Source organism: Lysinibacillus sp. UGB7 (assembly GCF_049058285.1).
GTDB classification, from domain to species: Bacteria; Bacillota; Bacilli; order Bacillales_A; family Planococcaceae; genus Lysinibacillus; species Lysinibacillus sphaericus_B.
The window spans coordinates 100,219-115,136 of record NZ_JBMGUV010000004.1; the positions used below are offsets into that span (position 1 = coordinate 100,219).

Consider the following 14,918-nt stretch of genomic DNA (forward strand, 5'->3'; position numbering starts at 1 on the left):
CCTCATAAATCTTTTATTTAATTACTTTCATCCATAAAATTATACGGTGTAACACCATCCATTCCAATCATTGGATGAATATGTGGCATTGTGTCTACCGTGAGCTGTGGAGGACCAGATTGCTTCTCTTCCTGCACAGTTGCATCAGTTGGAGATGCTTCTACTACTTCAATCATTTCCTCAGTTGCTTCCATCGGATTAAGTCGGGCACGCAACGAGGTAAAACGTTGTAAATCATCTGTACGCTGTAAACCATGCGCTAACACATCAGGTTCCCCACATAAAATGAGAAAATTTTTCGCCCGTGTAATGCCCGTATATAACAAATTACGACGTAGCATTTTCGAATAGCCACGCACTACCGGCATAATAACTGTTTGAAACTCCGAGCCCTGCGATTTGTGAATAGAGCAACAATAAGCAAGTGTCAATTGGTTAAGATCACTACGTTGATAGGTCACTTCAATACCATCGAAAGACACAACGAGTAAGTCTTGCTTGTCGATCGTTTCCTTTGCTTTAATGATACTAATCACTTCACCCATATCGCCGTTAAAGACATTACTTTCCGGTTGATTGACGAGCTGAAGCACTTTATCCTTTATCCGATAGGTTACATCACCAAAGACAAGTTCTTTTCTTGAGCCTGTATCATTTGGATTAATAAGCTCTTGAATCATTTTATTTAAATTATCAATTCCCGCTGGTCCTTTATACATTGGCGCTAGTACTTGAATATTTCGAATTTCTTGCCCTTTTGCCACAGCACTTTTGACAACCTGTGTGACGACATTTGCCACTTGCTCTGATGAGGCTTTAATAAATGAACGATCTGATGTTTTAACTGTTAAATCATGTGCTATCGTGCCGCGTTTTATTTGGTGGGCTAGTTCAATAATTGTCGAGCCTTCTGCTTGACGATAAACGTCTGTTAATTCTACGGTAGGAATTTGCTGAGAGGCAAGTAAATCCTTTAAAACTTGTCCAGGCCCTACTGGTGGCAACTGATCCTGATCACCTACAAATACTACCTGTACGTCCTCATGTAATGATTTCAACAATTGATGAGCAAGCCATGTATCAACCATTGACATTTCATCAACAATAATAAGCTTACCTGTCACTTCACGCTCAGTTTCCTCTTCTTTTTCTTGCCCTGTAAAACCTAATAAACGATGAATCGTCATTGCAGGTAGCTCAGTCGACTCTGATAAACGCTTCGCTGCACGGCCAGTAGGTGCACATAAAATAATAGGAAAGGGCTGTTCTTTTTGCGCGTACTCTTTTGGATTAAGTGATAGCCCATGTAGTTTTGCATAGACCTCCACGACACCTCTTACAACGGTTGTTTTCCCTGTTCCTGGTCCACCTGTTAAAATCATCACTGCTGAATTGAGGGCTTGCTCAATCGCGAAGGCTTGTGTTTCGGCATATGTGACGTTTAGTAACTCTTCCGTTTCACCGATTGCCTTACGAATCTCATCCTTACTAAAATGTTCAGCCTTACTGTTACGTTCGGTTAACGCTAAAATTTTGGAGGCAATACCGACCTCTGAAAAATATAAGGATGGCAAATAAAGCCTCGTTTCTTCGCCATAAATCTTACTTTCCTCTCGCATTTCAATACAAGCCCTTGAAATTGCCTCAAAAGGAATTTCCTCACGTTGACTTTGTTCCAGCATGTCTTTTACTTGTGGTAATACATGCTCAGCATCTAAATACACATGTCCATCTGATAGTGCTGCTGTATTTAAGATGTGTAAAATCGCAGCCTTGATACGGTCAGGGTGATTGCCCTTAATACCTAATTTTTCACCAAGCTCGTCCGCACGTAAAAAGCCAACACCCTCGATATCTTCAATAAGGCGATAAGGATTCTCTGTTAATAATTCAATTGCTTCGGTACGATATGTTTGGTAAATTTTCATTCCGAGCTGTGGTCCAAAGCCCCAGTCATTGAGCTGAATCATGACACGTTCTAAACCAAGATTTTGTTCAATTGTACGATGAATAATCTCTTTTTTTTCAGCGGATAAACGAGGTACGACATCGAGTGCACTTGGATCCTCTAGAATAAGACGCAACGCATTGGCACCAAGCTTTTCAACAATTGTTTCTGCTGTTTTTCTACCAATACCAACAAATAGGTCACTTGATAAGTAATGGACAATCCCCTGTTCAGTGGCTGGCACTTCTTTTGCAAACGTCTCAATTTGAAATTGTACACCATATTTTGGATGTTGTCTCAATATTCCAGTAAATCGGTACTGTTCATCCATTTGCAGTGGCGGAAAATAACCGACAACTATAATTTCCTTATCGTCATATTGTAAATTCGTTTCTTGAATTTTCACACGGACGATGGAATACATATTTTGCGCATTATGAAAAATTGAGACGATAGGACGTCCGAGAATAAAAAATTTATTCAGCTCAAATAAATCTAGGTTTTCTGCCATTTTTCGTTCGTCCCTTTCTCGTTCATTTCAATCTTTTTATTTTACCACAGCATGCCTAGAAAAATCGTTTTAAGATAGAAATCCGTAAAATCTTTTATCATTATTTTGACAAATGACAATTCACGGCTATTTTAACAATTTCCATGCTATGATATAAAGAATGAAAGTGTTGTACGGGAAGGATTGTGGAACTATTGGAATTTAGACCTTGCATTGATTTACACGATGGCAAAGTAAAGCAAATAGTTGGCAGTACACTTGGACATGAAGATCAAGCAGTTGTTGAAAATTTCATTTCTACGCATGATTCTCATTACTATGCCAATATGTTTGCGAAAGACCAGTTAACGGGTGGTCATGTCATTATGCTTGGTAGCGGGAACGAAGAAGCCGCGTTTGCAGCGTTAAGTGCTTATCCCGGTGGTTTACAGGTTGGTGGTGGCATAAACAGTAAAAATGCACAACAATATATTGATGCAGGTGCTTCACATGTGATTGTGACTTCATTCATTTTCCATGATGGCAAGCTCGATATTGGCCGCCTAGAACAATTAGTAAACGCTGTGGGAAAAGAACATCTTGTTATCGATTTAAGCTGCCGTATGCGTGATGGCAAATGGTTTGTTGTCACTGATAAATGGACGAAGTTTAGCGATTTTGAAGTGAATGCTGCTTCCATTGCATATATTGAAGGCTTTTGCGATGAACTTCTAATTCACGCTGTTGATGTAGAAGGAAAAAAAGGTGGAATGCAAGAAAGCTTAGTACGTGATTTAGCGGCTTGGACTTCGATTCCAACAACCTATGCAGGGGGTGTTCGTTCTCTAGACGATTTGGCAACCTTCGAGAAAATCGCGAACGGTAAGCTGCATGTGACAATCGGTAGTGCCCTATCTATTTTTGGAGGAGACTTACTTTATTCAGATGTTGTAAATTATTGTGAAAAGGCGGGCTATGATGAAACTAATATATAAAGATTATGTTTTTCCATTCAAAGAAACCAATTTAGAGCGCATCATTGATGGCAAGTATTTTAAAGTGAATACTTTTGATGATTCTTTATCCTTACACGTACAACTTGATAACGAGCAAATGCTGTTAGAATTTTCGAAATCATTAAAAGCGACATGTGGTTTCTTGCGTGATCAAGAAACTGAACCTTATATCGGCACCTATATCGATTTACAGTTATTTGTCGAGGAGTTTAATAAACGATACAACTTAAATGCTGAAATTATCGTATAATGCGAGAAAAACCTATCTTCCCTGTTGAAGATAGGTTTTTATGTTTGGAGCACTTATTTCTAATTTCATGTAAATTTTGTTAAGCTTAAAAGTGGGAAGTTTAAAGGACTAGCGAAAACTGATGAAATGTACAGCTAAATAAAACCACCATAAGCAACCTCGTAACTCGATACATTAATTTACTACGTGTGGGACTCCCACTACCAATCGTTTATTTTATCTTAGAAAGGATTTCACAATATATGAAAAACGAATTCGAAACAACTACCTTAAAAACCTTCCAAACAGAGCTAACGCGTTTCTTTTTAGGATATAAATTTGCACTGAATGAAATTGAGACGAAAATAAACATATTAAAAGAAGAATTTAAGCTCATTCACGACTATAATCCGATCGAACATGTGTCAACTCGAATAAAATCACCAAAAAGTATTTTGTTAAAAGTGAAGAAAAAGGAATTAGAGCCTTCAATTAACGCTATTCGTGAAAATATTCGTGACATTGCTGGCGTACGTATTACTTGCTCATTTGTGGAGGACATTTATAAAGTGAGTGCTATGCTTCAGGCGCAAAGTGATATTGAAGTCGTTGATGTAAAGGATTATATTGCCGAACCAAAAGAAAACGGCAATCAAAGCTTACATCTCATCATTACAATTCCTATATTCATGTCGGACCGTGTGGAAAAAGTATTCACTGAAATTCAAATCCGCACAATTGCGATGGATTTTTGGGCCAGCTTAGAGCATAAAATCTATTATAAATATAATAAAGAGGTCCCTATGCATATTCGGACAGAACTAAAAGATGCAGCACTTCAAGCAGCTGAACTTGATCGCAAAATGGAACGTCTTAATAAGGAAATAAATATATTAAAAGCCAATGAAACAGAATCATCGTTTATAGACGAGACACCTGTTGCTCATTTAGCAAAATATTTGTCTCTTTTAATATCTGACCAGGAAGTCGTTGAATAATGCAGAAAGGAATTTCCTATTATGCAAAAAACCCTGACCTTTTTAAAGACAATTGATACGGAATTATATCGCTACATTGTGGAATACGGTATCGTTATGTATATCGTGTTATTTTTCATCATTTATGCCAAAACAGCATTTATCTTATTAACCTTTCTCCCTGGTGATTCTACAGTCTTTGCCAGTGGTACAATTGCTGCGATTGGTCATTTAAATATTTGGTTGTTGTTTCTATTATTTTTCATCGCTACCGTTGTAGGTGATGCACAAAACTATACAATCGGTAAATTTTTAAATAATACAAAAGCAAAATCATGGCGTTTTTCTCCACTTCGCTTTATTCCAGATAAGACAATTTTGAAGGCTACAAATTTTTTAGAACGCTATGGGAAAATTGCCATTACTTTTTCCCGCTTTGTGCCATTAATGCGCACCACCGTACCGTTTGTAAGTGGTTTTACTTCCTACAGTTTTCAAAATTTCTTTATTCACAATTGTCTAGGTGCACTTATTTGGACAATCGTTTGGCTGTTTTCAGGCTTTGCACTCGGCAATATCCCATGGATTGCAGATAACTTATTTTTATCTTTAATGTTTATTTCATTAACAGCTTTTATCCCTGCAATTGGCGCTTTTATTTTTGAATATATAAGAAAGTACACAAAAAAAACTCGTCATCTACAGTAGTAGAGACGAGCCAGACTCACGACAAAAGGTATTCGAACTGATCACATTCCGAATACCTTTTGAAATTTCATCAGAAATAGTAGTTACAAATAATCCCTATGAACGACAGGAGTACGCTACGAGCAACTGTTTTCTGATATTTGATATAATTTACCATGTTCAATTAGATAGCTTCTTCAAACTCATGGCAAAAAAAGTAAGCATCGCCTGCATGGAAAATTTAATAATCCATAGTAAAATTTCCCGACGCATACCATGCTTTTCTTTCACAAAACACGTTTAATGATTTTCTGATGTCAGCATTTCTAATGGATGTCGTTCATTATTACTATTTTTCGTCATCCTATCCATCAGCTCAATCATTTATAGTTACACTCGTTGATTGGAGCGTAGGCGGCGACTTCTGCGAGAATCGCATGAGCTGAAGGCCCCGCAGGAGCGTAGCGACGAGGAGACTGAAGCCATGCCCACGAAAAGCGTCCGCCGTAGCGGAAATCAACGGGTTCATATAAATATTTCTATTTTTAAAAGAAAACAAACTGTAAACAACTCAATTTTTTGAGTTGACTACAGTCTGACGAGCTTTTTCATTAATTAAATCTTTGTGCTATCATGTCGTAAATATAACGTGCCTGTTCGTATTCAGGCTGTAACGTAAAGGCTTGTTTTAAGTGATACATGGCATCTTCTGTTTGCTCTGTCGATACCGCGTAAAGTACACCTAAATTGTAATGCGCATCTGCATTATTCCAATCCTGTTCGATTAAGAAGTCCAATTCTTTTTTACCTTCGTCGAACATTTCTAATGCACAAAGTACAATTGCGTAAGCTAAACGAATTTGTGTATCCTCTGGCGAAAGCTCCGCTGCACGTTGTAAATATGGTAAGGCTAGCTTGGGATTTTCCATACGTTCAAAGCATTTACCCATCATGTAATACACGTCGGCACCCTCGATTTTATGTGTCACCGCTTGCTCATAAAGTTTCAACGCTTCGGCAAAACGCTCGGCATTAAAATATAAATTAGCTAAGCCGTAGTAAGCCGTTGCAGCCGAATTATCCACTGTAATAGCCTTTTGGAAAAAACGCTCTGCGCGCTCTGTGTCCTCTAGTACCGCTAACAAATTACCAAAATTCACATATCCAATTGCATTTTCAGGCTCAGCTTCTATTGCCTGTGTAAAAAGCTGGGCCGCATCTTCATAACGTTTTTCTTGAAATGCTAGAATGCCCTGTTCATTAAAATCCATTTTTTCACCTCTATGTAGCGAAAGACTGCTCGTTCATTACCTACGGATATTAAACTATGCAAGCACTGTTCAATATCCGTGGCATTCACCAGAGAGTATATCACTTAACTCAATTTTGTACCCTTCCACTGAATGAAAACACATATCATCAATAGTTGGGAAATATATACTACATCAGGTTAACGGCAGCCTAATCACAAGTTATCCAACATATGTTAATTTTTCATTATTTTTAAAGACTTCATCTATTGTCCCGCCGCCTAAGCACACTTCACCATCATATAATACAACAGCTTGTCCAGGCGTAATAGCACGTACAGGGTCAGCAAATGTAATATGTGTACGACCGTCCTCTAAAATTTCCACTTCTACTGGTGTATCCGTTTGTCGATAACGGAATTTCGCCGTGCATGAAAATTTCCCGGGCAATTTTTTTGTCGAAGTATAGCTCATTTTTACAGCTGTTAGTGAAGTAGAGTACACTGCATCATGGTGGAAGCCTTGTCCAACAAGTAGCACGTTTCGTTCTAAGTCTTTGCCGAGCACAAACCAAGGTTCACCGTCTCCACCAATACCAAGGCCATGACGTTGACCTAGTGTATAATACATTAAGCCATCATGTTGACCCATTACAACGCCATCCATCGTTTCCATTTTACCAGGTTGAGCGGGTAAATATTGACTTAAAAATCCTTTGAAATTACGCTCACCGATGAAACAAATGCCTGTCGAATCTTTTTTCTTGGCAGTAGCAAGACCAGCTTCTTCTGCAATTTTGCGCACTTCTTTTTTCTCAATATCACCAATTGGGAACATTACATGACTTAGCTGTTCCTGAGATAATTGGTTGAGGAAATAAGTTTGATCTTTATTGTCATCAACACCACGAAGCATTTGAACTTCGCCCTCACCACTACGATCGATGCGTGCATAGTGCCCAGTCGCCAAATAATCTGCACCCAAATTCATCGCGTGCTCAAGAAAAGCTTTAAACTTAATTTCCTTATTACACATGACATCAGGATTTGGTGTACGCCCTGCTTTATATTCTTCTAAAAAGTAAGTGAAAACCTTATCCCAATATTGCTTTTCAAAATTCACTGCATAGTAGGGAATACCGATTTGGTTACATACTTTAATGACATCATCATAGTCTTCTGTAGCTGTACAAACACCGTTTTCGTCTGTATCATCCCAGTTCTTCATAAAAATCCCGATTACTTCATAACCTTGCTGCTTTAACAAGTATGCCGCAACCGAAGAATCTACCCCACCCGACATGCCGACAACGACTCGAATTTGTGATGGGTTACGTGTTTCTTTCATTTGCTGTCACCTTTTCTTTCAATCAATTTCACCACAACGAACAACAAAAGTGTTATTCGTCAGAGTTGTTAAATTATCTGCTCATTTTAAAAACAGTGTAGTTGTCACTTATTAATTTGCGAGTCTTCGTACAATTGTTGCTGTTTTTTCTGCGGCTTGTCGTACATCATCTTCCGTTAAACCTTCACCAAAGCTAAAACGAATTGAATTGCGTAATTCCTCAGCGCCTTGCCCAAACATCGCAACTAACACATGTGAAGGTTCAATTGAGCCCGCTGTACACGCTGAACCACTTGAGGCACAAATGCCCGCCATATCAAGATTTACTAAAAATGATTCTACTTCCATGCCTGTAAAGCTTATATTCAATACATGTGGTAGTACATCTTTTGTATCTCCATTTAGATGGAATGACAGTTTTTCCTGTGTGAAAACATCAAGCATAATTTGCTTAAAGTGATTGTACAGTGCACGCTTGTCTGAACGCAACTCACTTGCACTTTGGACGGCTGCAGCAAAAGCAAGAACAGCAGGTACATTTTCAGTACCCGCACGACGTTTTTTCTCCTGTGAACCACCAAGTACATAACTAGCGAGCGGCGTACCTATCTTGTGATAAAGGAAGCCAATTCCTTTAGGTCCATTCATCTTATGTGCAGATACACTTAACAAATCAACTTGTAACTCTGTTACATCAAATGTCTCTAATCCATAGGCCTGTACAGCATCTGTATGGAATGTCGCTTGATGGTTGCGTAACAACTCACCAATTTCAGCAATTGGTTGAATGGTACCAACCTCATTATTACCGTACATAATCGTTACTAGTATCGTATCCTCACGTAGTGCCCTCTGAACCGCTTCTACAGAAACGCGCCCCTTGGTATCTACTGGTAAATATGTCACATCAAAGCCTTCTCGCTCAAGCTTTTCGCACGTATGTAACACTGCATGATGTTCAATTTGTGTTGTAATAATATGCTTACCTTCAGTAGCGCGTGCATAAGCTGTACCTAGAATCGCTGTATTATCAGCTTCTGTGCCGCCACTTGTTAGAATAATTTCACCTGACTTTGCACCGATGGACTGCGCCAGTACTTCACGTGCATCATCTAATTGTTTGCGTGACTCTCTACCTGCACCATGAATGCTTGATGCATTCCCATATACCGCACGCATCGCTAAAGTCATAGCGTCAATTACCTTGTCATTCATTGGTGATGTCGCTGCATGATCAAGATAGATGTATGAATTCATGTTGAAAACTCCTTTATACGAAAAGCGCTAAAGTGCCCTTTTACCCTCGACGATCAGTTGCCATAAAAACACCACACCTTGGATGATTACCGAACTCCCAGCATGTCGAAAAAATCACAGTAAAGTGCGAATTCACACTTCTACAGGGGATTTCTTGACACCATGAGTCCACAGCTATGTGGCAACAATTAACATCTCGAAGGGTGGCGCTTTAGCCTAGACTTTTTTAAATATAGAACATATAGCCATCTACTACATTTCCTTCTGTGTATTGTGCTAAATCTTCAATTGTCGTTGTATCTAAAACATTTTTTACAGCGTCACGGATTCGAAGCCACAACTCACGTTGAGGTGCTTCTTCATTTTCGATTCCTTCTACCGGCTGGATTGGACCTTCTAAGACACTAATAACACTCGCTGCCGAAATTTCACTTGGTGGATTCGCTAACATATAACCACCGTATGCACCGCGCACACTTTTTACTAAGCCTGAGTTACGTAATGGCGATACTAATTGCTCTAAGTATGCTTCAGAAAGTTCCTTTTCTGCGGCAATTTTACGTAGTGGAATTGGACCTTCACCATAATGTTTTGCCAATTCAATCATAATTGTCAGCCCGTAGCGGCCCTTTGTTGAAATTTTCATTTTATCACCCTCATTAGTCTAGTCAAAATACTAAAGACAGTATATCATAATATCCGCTCGTAGAACTCGGAAATAGTCCTATAACGATATGATATACTATAAATTAGAACAAGCGTACGAACGGAGGATGACTTTTGCATAATGAACCACTTGCTTATCGCATGCGACCACATACACTCGATGAAATCGTTGGTCAACAAGATTTCGTCGGACCTGATACCGCTCTTTATAAAATGATTCAAAATGGACATGTCCCGTCCATGTTACTTTATGGTGAACCAGGTATTGGCAAAACGTCAATTGCCAATGCAATTGCTGGTAGCTCACAGCTGTCATACTTTTCTCTAAATGCGACTCGCGCAGGGAAAAAAGATGTGGAGGACATTGTACAGGAAGCAAGAATATCCGGTAAAGTCCTACTTTTTTTGGACGAAATTCATCGCTTTAATAAATTACAGCAGGATACGTTATTACCACACGTTGAAAACGGCTCCATCGTGTTGATTGGAGCCACTACAGAGAATCCATATCATGATGTGAATCCAGCTATTCGCTCGCGCTGTGGGGAAATCCACCAGTTAAAACGGCTAACTACAGAGAATTTAGTTGAGCTCATCAAAAAGGCCCTTACTGATGAGAAGCAAGGGCTTGGTAAATATGAATTTGTGCTATCGGAAGAACAAATTGAACAAATTGCAACAGCGGCTAATGGTGATGCTCGTAAAGCACTTACTTTACTTGAATCGATTTACTATGCGAGCGATGAAGTAAATGGACAAACAATTGCCTCAAACCATATCATCGAACACCTCATCGGGCGAATAGGTGTATACGGTGATAAAAACGGCTCTCATTTTTATAATTTACTGTCCGCCCTGCAAAAATCAGTGCGTGGAAGTGATACGAATGCCGCATTATATTATTTAGCACATTTGTTGGAAAGTGGTGATTTAGTAGCTGTTAGTCGACGCTTACTCGTTATGGCTTATGAAGATATCGGACTTGCTAATCCAGATGTCGGTGCCCATATGCTCGCCGCCGTGCAAGCAGCAGAACGGCTCGGCTTACCTGAGGCCCGTATCCCCCTAGCAAGTGCTGTCATTGAAATGTGCCTTGCTTCGAAATCAAATTCTGCCATCTTAGCAATTGATGCGGCCATTGCCAGCATCAACGAGGGGAAAACAGGTGATATTCCACTTCATCTACGTGACGCTCATTACAGTGGTGCACAAGATTTAGGTCATGTTGGCTACAAATATCCTCACAATAGCCCTCTCGGCACTTTCGGCGGCTGGGTGGATCAGCAGTATTTACCTGACGCACTGGTTGACACAGAATTTTACAAGCCCGTTATTGCAGGCGAAGAGAAACGAATGGCAGGTATCTACGAAAAATTGAAAACGTTTCAGCATAATAAGAAGTGATGCCGCCGGAAGTCGCATCACTTTTTTTACTATTTAACTTGTAATTTTGATACTGAGTGGGCAAGCGTACCGATCACAAGTGATACACGTTCCATATCAAAACGCACGTGTTGAATTTGCGCCATCATTTTCCTCCTTTGACTTTGATACCAGATTGACAACACAGACATTAAAAGGTATCCAATCAAAAATATCACTCGTGAAGTCGCCGCCTTACGCTCCATCAAAAATGTTCGTGTTTCTTATAGAAAAACTATTTATGAAATTAATTCACATAACAACGGATTAATTTTTCTGATAATAAGAAAAATAGGATAACTGCTTTTGGCAATCATCCTGTGAAACCTGCTTTATTGTTTGTGTATCGTTTACTATAAAATAAATTTAATGTTTCGGCTACATTTCGCATAGAAGGTAATGTTGTCATTTCTTTGGCATCAACTTTTTCATGTAAATAGTTAACAAAATTATACGTTTGAAACAGTAAGCTAGCAAACTCTTGATTATTATTCTGTACCTCTAAGCGTATTGATTTCACTGCAATTGCTTGAGCCACTGCCTGTTCTCTCGTTATGGAAGTTTGGTCGTCATCAGCATTATCATCTGTCGTTCGATATAGGAACTTTAAAGCATCGTAAACCGCCTGATTCTCGCTAAATCGCTCCTTTAGCCACTGCATCACAAATTGTAAAAAGATAACGGCATAAATGAGTGAAAGACATTCATTTTCACGAGACTTTGCTGCCAAACGTTTAAAGTGCTCCTCTTGCGTCACTAACTCGAAAAGAATCAAACGAATCGGATACAACATTGCATGTCCGCTATTGATAAATAATTTTTCACGGTCTTTGTACATTGCCAGCCAAATATCCCTCACCAACGAAATAGATTTTCTAGTAGATAGCGCCAATTGACATTGTATGAGCCCCTGTTCAAGCGTTGGTTTTATAAGTTGATTAAACAATAATTCATCCTCTTTGCTGACTAATAGAAGCGGTTTTTCTAAATCAAACAAATCGATTTCAATGCCGTTTACTAACATTGCTACGCCCCCTTCCTACAAAGTGATATGTTGAGCTCTACTACTTTTTCACATTTCTACTCCATGCATTTATCCTATATTAACCTTGTTAATTGGCATCTTTCTGCTTTTTTTATCTATATTTCGACATAAAACTTTAAATACCTCTATTGGCTGTAGCTTACATATTAGCAAAATTCCTTGCCTTACAAAAAGACCGTACGCTAATTTAAAAGATAAAGTGAAACTTCAAGCAGTGGGAGTTCTTCATCCCCACTGCTTGTTTCGGGCTTTTACGGTCAGTTGATCGCCCACCCTGTTCACTTATTGTCATCTTTCCACTTGGCGTCAGCTTACTGACCGTTATGGCGGGATCAAAAAAACCATTGCCTCTTTACTAATGACAATGGTAAAAATTCAATATTATTCAGTGGTTTCCTTCTCAACAAAGACTTTGAATTGATGTAAACATTGTTTCACATCACCTTTTTGCGCTAAAACTCCTTCGCGCAGTGCAGTAGTCTTTTCATCATCTCCAACAACTTCATGATAGAGTGCAAAAATAGCTGTCAAAAATTCTTCATTTTCTTCCTGTTCAATACTTGGTAATGAGTAGGCAGCAATAGCCAATAATCGCTCCACTTTTTCTGGTGTTTTTTGCAGCTCATTTGTTGCATAATAGGTAGATACTGCTAAAAAATAGCAAAGCTTTGCACTACAATCTATAAACAGGTGCCAATACGTATTCGCAGTCGGTAATTCACCAGCCAGACCAGCCACATGCTCTTTATAAAAGGTTGTTACTTGTGCATATAAAGGTTTTAGTCCTCGCATTGCCTTTGTATAATTGTTAGATGTGTCCAGATAGTCAAATACAATACTATTCATTTTATCTTGGAGTTTTACAATATCTAAATGATCACGAATTACTTGTATTTCCATATTCCCACTCTCCCATGTTCTCATTTGTTTTATCAAACGCCAGTCCAACTTCCCCTAAGTAGTCCTGTACATTCCAAACAAATTTACTGCTTGTGTATATATATTGGAATTATTCAAATTATAGCAATAAACCAAAAGAAGAAGTGAGCTCATGAAAAAAATAAGGCAATTTCGTGAATTCTTAGCATTTTGCGAACGTGAGATTTATTATCTTGGTAAAATTAAACTCTTTGCACGTAGACATCAAACAGGAATTGTTCTTTTTCTCCATCAATTATTTCTACGATACAGCCATTGACATACTTTTTAATTCTATGTTTTGGACTATAAAAATACGCATTATTGGAAATTAGCCATTCGCTTAACGTCAGTTCACTGGCAGGTTGTTGCTCTGTTAATATACGTTTATGACGAAGTATATCAGCCATTTTATAAAAACCATCTGATAATTCATAAGCAGATACATCAAAATTGAAAATAGGTGTCACAACCTGTCCAACATCAAAAATATGTATTGTCCGTCTAGCCTCATCAATTGCTAACTCCACTGTGCTAATTTCATCGAATAGATTCAAGCCTCTATATTCCATTTGATAAATTTGCTCCATTATAATGCCTCCTCATTTTTCAACTGTCCTATTGTAACATAGAAAAAGTAGCCGTCTCTAAAGTCAGTTGAGACGACTACTTTCTGTTTCAAAAAAAACTCCAGTATATAGCAATTACTTTTTGGAAAGCACTCCTCATCAAAACGAAATGACTCATCATTTTTCAGAAGTTAATACTAAAAGAAATATTGTATACTATAGAACACTGAATTAGCCTTGCACACGTGTAATTTTCACATCTGCTAAAATGGTGTTCACTACCCAACTTGCGGCAATTAAACCTGCAACTGAGGGTACAAAGGCATTGGAAGATGGGGGCATTTTCGCCTTACGAATGGCTGCATCAGGTTTTCCTACATGTTCTACAACATCTGGACGCACCACAATCGGACTTTCATCGGAGAACACGACAGTTATGCCTTTATGAATGCCATCTTTCCGTAGTTTTGTGCGTATGACTTTTGCCAATGGATCTGTATGTGTTTTAGAAATATCGGCAATTTTGAAGCGTGTTGGATCCATTTTATTTGCCGCTCCCATGCTTGATATAATAGGGATATTACGCTTTAGGCATTCTTTCATAATATGGATTTTATACATCACTGTATCACTCGCATCAATGACATAGTCAATGCCCTGTGCAAAGAATTCCTCATATGTTTCTTCCGTATAAAACATATGCATATCAATCACTTCACACTCTGGATTAATATCAGCTATGCGCTCTTTCATGGTACCTGATTTTGATTTACCTACCGTTGAAAGATATGCGACTAGTTGACGATTGACGTTCGTAATATCTACATTATCCTTATCTACTAAAATGATACGGCCAATACCACTGCGTGCACATGCCTCCGCTGCAAATGACCCGACACCACCAACACCTAAAATGGCCACTGTTGTATTTTTTAAAAGTTCGAGTCCCTCTGTGCCAATTGCGAGCTCGTTACGTGAAAATTGATGTAACATTCCTACACTCTCCATTTATTGAAATTTTTTATTAGTAAACCTAGTTATATACTAAGATAAAATCAAACCTATATTACATTTTATCACGATATTCATCAAGTGAA

At 38.6% G+C, this 14,918-nt stretch carries 14 protein-coding genes; 5 read left to right on the plus strand and 9 right to left on the minus strand.

The genetic code is table 11. From position 1 onward, the window contains the following. Nucleotides 1–17: 17 nt before the first annotated feature. The gene (locus ACOMCU_RS05795) at nucleotides 18–2,459 is read right to left on the minus strand and encodes an ATP-dependent RecD-like DNA helicase (protein ID WP_421049644.1); all 2,442 of its coding nucleotides are present in this window, start codon (nucleotides 2,457–2,459) and stop codon (nucleotides 18–20) included. 194 nt (nucleotides 2,460–2,653) lie between these two features. Here ACOMCU_RS05795 and hisA point away from each other — a divergent pair, with 194 nt between their 5' ends. The 4 genes from hisA (at nucleotide 2,654) to ACOMCU_RS05815 (ending at nucleotide 5,368) form a co-directional block, all read left to right on the plus strand. Beyond that, nucleotides 2,654–3,433 (plus strand): phosphoribosylformimino-5-aminoimidazole carboxamide ribotide isomerase, encoded by a 780-nt coding sequence (hisA, locus tag ACOMCU_RS05800; protein WP_421049645.1) that lies wholly within the window; start codon nucleotides 2,654–2,656, stop codon nucleotides 3,431–3,433. Further along, nucleotides 3,414–3,704 (plus strand): hypothetical protein, encoded by a 291-nt coding sequence (locus tag ACOMCU_RS05805; RefSeq protein WP_421049646.1) that lies wholly within the window; start codon nucleotides 3,414–3,416, stop codon nucleotides 3,702–3,704. The genes hisA and ACOMCU_RS05805 overlap by 20 nt, the downstream gene beginning before the upstream one ends. A 242-nt stretch (nucleotides 3,705–3,946) precedes the next feature. Then, on the plus strand, nucleotides 3,947–4,681 hold the full coding sequence (locus ACOMCU_RS05810; protein WP_421049647.1) for a GTP pyrophosphokinase: 735 nt from the start codon (nucleotides 3,947–3,949) through the stop codon (nucleotides 4,679–4,681). 21 nt (nucleotides 4,682–4,702) lie between these two features. Beyond that, a complete protein-coding gene (locus ACOMCU_RS05815; protein WP_010859990.1) occupies nucleotides 4,703–5,368 on the plus strand; it encodes a DedA family protein in 666 nt (221 codons plus the stop codon). Between the two features lie 590 nt (nucleotides 5,369–5,958). Here ACOMCU_RS05815 and ACOMCU_RS05820 read toward each other — a convergent pair. The 4 genes from ACOMCU_RS05820 to cymR form a co-directional block, all read right to left on the minus strand. After that, the gene (locus tag ACOMCU_RS05820) at nucleotides 5,959–6,618 is read right to left on the minus strand and encodes a tetratricopeptide repeat protein (protein WP_036130382.1); all 660 of its coding nucleotides are present in this window, start codon (nucleotides 6,616–6,618) and stop codon (nucleotides 5,959–5,961) included. Nucleotides 6,619–6,819: 201 nt separating this feature from the next. Next, on the minus strand, nucleotides 6,820–7,944 hold the full coding sequence (gene mnmA / locus ACOMCU_RS05825; RefSeq protein WP_010859991.1) for a tRNA 2-thiouridine(34) synthase MnmA: 1,125 nt from the start codon (nucleotides 7,942–7,944) through the stop codon (nucleotides 6,820–6,822). A 111-nt stretch (nucleotides 7,945–8,055) separates the two neighbouring features. Further along, complete coding sequence (locus tag ACOMCU_RS05830) at nucleotides 8,056–9,201, minus strand: cysteine desulfurase family protein (protein ID WP_421049648.1); 1,146 nt, start codon at nucleotides 9,199–9,201, stop codon at nucleotides 8,056–8,058. Nucleotides 9,202–9,427: 226 nt separating this feature from the next. Then, a complete protein-coding gene (gene cymR, locus ACOMCU_RS05835) occupies nucleotides 9,428–9,847 on the minus strand; it encodes a cysteine metabolism transcriptional regulator CymR (protein ID WP_010859993.1) in 420 nt (139 codons plus the stop codon). A 134-nt stretch (nucleotides 9,848–9,981) separates the two neighbouring features. Here cymR and ACOMCU_RS05840 point away from each other — a divergent pair, with 134 nt between their 5' ends. Next, complete coding sequence (locus tag ACOMCU_RS05840; protein WP_421049649.1) at nucleotides 9,982–11,271, plus strand: replication-associated recombination protein A; 1,290 nt, start codon at nucleotides 9,982–9,984, stop codon at nucleotides 11,269–11,271. A 331-nt stretch (nucleotides 11,272–11,602) separates the two neighbouring features. On the opposite strand, the gene ACOMCU_RS05845 is transcribed toward ACOMCU_RS05840, so the two are convergent. The 4 genes from ACOMCU_RS05845 to ACOMCU_RS05860 all read right to left on the minus strand — a co-directional run bounded on the left by ACOMCU_RS05845 (nucleotide 11,603) and on the right by ACOMCU_RS05860 (nucleotide 14,814). Then, nucleotides 11,603–12,313 (minus strand): hypothetical protein, encoded by a 711-nt coding sequence (locus tag ACOMCU_RS05845; RefSeq protein ID WP_421049650.1) that lies wholly within the window; start codon nucleotides 12,311–12,313, stop codon nucleotides 11,603–11,605. A 402-nt stretch (nucleotides 12,314–12,715) separates the two neighbouring features. After that, complete coding sequence (locus tag ACOMCU_RS05850) at nucleotides 12,716–13,234, minus strand: hypothetical protein (protein ID WP_421049651.1); 519 nt, start codon at nucleotides 13,232–13,234, stop codon at nucleotides 12,716–12,718. Between the two features lie 221 nt (nucleotides 13,235–13,455). Continuing rightward, the gene (locus ACOMCU_RS05855) at nucleotides 13,456–13,842 is read right to left on the minus strand and encodes a hypothetical protein (protein WP_036130395.1); all 387 of its coding nucleotides are present in this window, start codon (nucleotides 13,840–13,842) and stop codon (nucleotides 13,456–13,458) included. Between the two features lie 210 nt (nucleotides 13,843–14,052). Beyond that, complete coding sequence (locus ACOMCU_RS05860; protein ID WP_036130398.1) at nucleotides 14,053–14,814, minus strand: tRNA threonylcarbamoyladenosine dehydratase; 762 nt, start codon at nucleotides 14,812–14,814, stop codon at nucleotides 14,053–14,055. Nucleotides 14,815–14,918 lie beyond the last annotated feature (104 nt).